Source organism: Fibrobacter sp. (assembly GCF_045131395.1).
In the GTDB taxonomy this organism is placed as follows: Bacteria; Fibrobacterota; Fibrobacteria; order Fibrobacterales; family Fibrobacteraceae; genus Fibrobacter.
The window spans coordinates 1-1,518 of the sequence record NZ_JBGUQY010000017.1; the positions used below are offsets into that span (position 1 = coordinate 1).

Sequence of the window (1,518 nt, forward strand, 5' to 3'; positions counted from 1 at the left end):
CAAATAAATTGGAATATACAGTGATACTGTGTTTTACAGTACCATTGTACCCATTGCAAGAAAGTTAAAAGTCTATTCACTCGATATATCGTAGGTGTATCACTCTTGATAGGGGTGGTACTATTATGCTGTGACGAGCTGCAAGAATTGACTTTCTTGCAGCTCTTATTTTATGTTCTTTATCCCCGGAATAAAGGAGGAATGCGATATGTCGATGATCCGAGTCGAGAACCTTACCTTTGCCTATCCATCCAGCTATGATAACATTTTTGAAAATGTCAATTTTCAAATTGATACAGATTGGAAACTTGGGTTTGTTGGAAGAAACGGTAGAGGGAAAACAACTTTTCTAAATCTCTTGCTTGGAAAGTACGAATACCACGGGAAAATACAAGCCTCTGTGCAATTTGATTACTTTCCATATCCTGTGAACGACAAAAACAGATTAACTACGGATATTCTCTCGGAAGTCTGCCCGCTGGCGGAAGAGTGGGAGCTGTTGAGAGAACTATCCTACCTGGAAGTCCGTGATGATGTACTTTGGAGGCCATTTTTTACGCTTTCCAATGGAGAGCAGACCAAGGTGCTGCTTGCCGCTCTATTTCTGAATGATGGACACTTTTTACTGATTGATGAACCGACAAACCATTTGGATATGAAAGCCAGAGAAACTGTTTCAGCATACCTGAAACGGAAAAAGGGATTTATCTTAGTCTCTCATGATCGCTGTTTTTTAGATGGCTGTGTTGACCATATCCTGTCGATCAATCGGTCAAACATCGAAGTGCAAAGTGGAAATTTTTCTACTTGGTTCACCAACTTCCAGCGTCAACAAGAATTTGAACTCTCTCAAAATGTGAAGCTGAAAAAAAGCATTGATAATATGCAAAAGGCCGCTAAAAGAACTTCTGTCTGGTCAGACCGAATTGAAGCGTCAAAATATGGGAACGGCCCGGTTGACCGAGGGTATATTGGTCACAAATCTGCCAAAATGATGAAACGCTCAAAGGCTATCAAAGTGCGGCAGCAACGTGCAATCGAGGAAAAGTCCGGCCTTCTCAAAAATTTGGAAACCGTAGAAGATTTGAAAATAGCTCCGCTTCTCTATTTTTCAGATACCTTAGTGACTTTCTCTGATGTTGTACCGATTTTTGACGGCAAAAATGTCTGCCAGCCAATCTCGTTTACAGTAAAACAGGGAGAGCGCATTGCCCTTGATGGAAAAAATGGTTCTGGGAAAACGAGCCTTCTAAAGCTACTGGTCGGGCAACAAATAGAACATCGTGGGACAGTTGCAATAGGTTCTGGCATGATATTGTCCTATGTACCTCAAGATACTTCTATGCTGAACGGTTCGTTATCAGAGTTTGCGGAAGCCAATCGTGTTGATGAAAGTTTGTTTAAGGCAATCTTACGGAAAATGGATTTTTCACGAATACAGTTTGAAAAGAAAATGGAAGATTTTTCGGCGGGACAAAAGAAAAAAGTGTTGATAGCAAAAAGCCTTTGTGAACAAGC

General features: G+C 40.8%; 1 protein-coding gene. It reads left to right on the forward strand.

Translation table 11 applies throughout. The features are described from left to right. Nucleotides 1-208: 208 nt before the first annotated feature. A partial coding sequence (gene abc-f / locus ACJMNB_RS05415; protein ID WP_405339742.1) for a ribosomal protection-like ABC-F family protein occupies nt 209-1,518 on the forward strand: 1,310 nt, incomplete at its 3' end.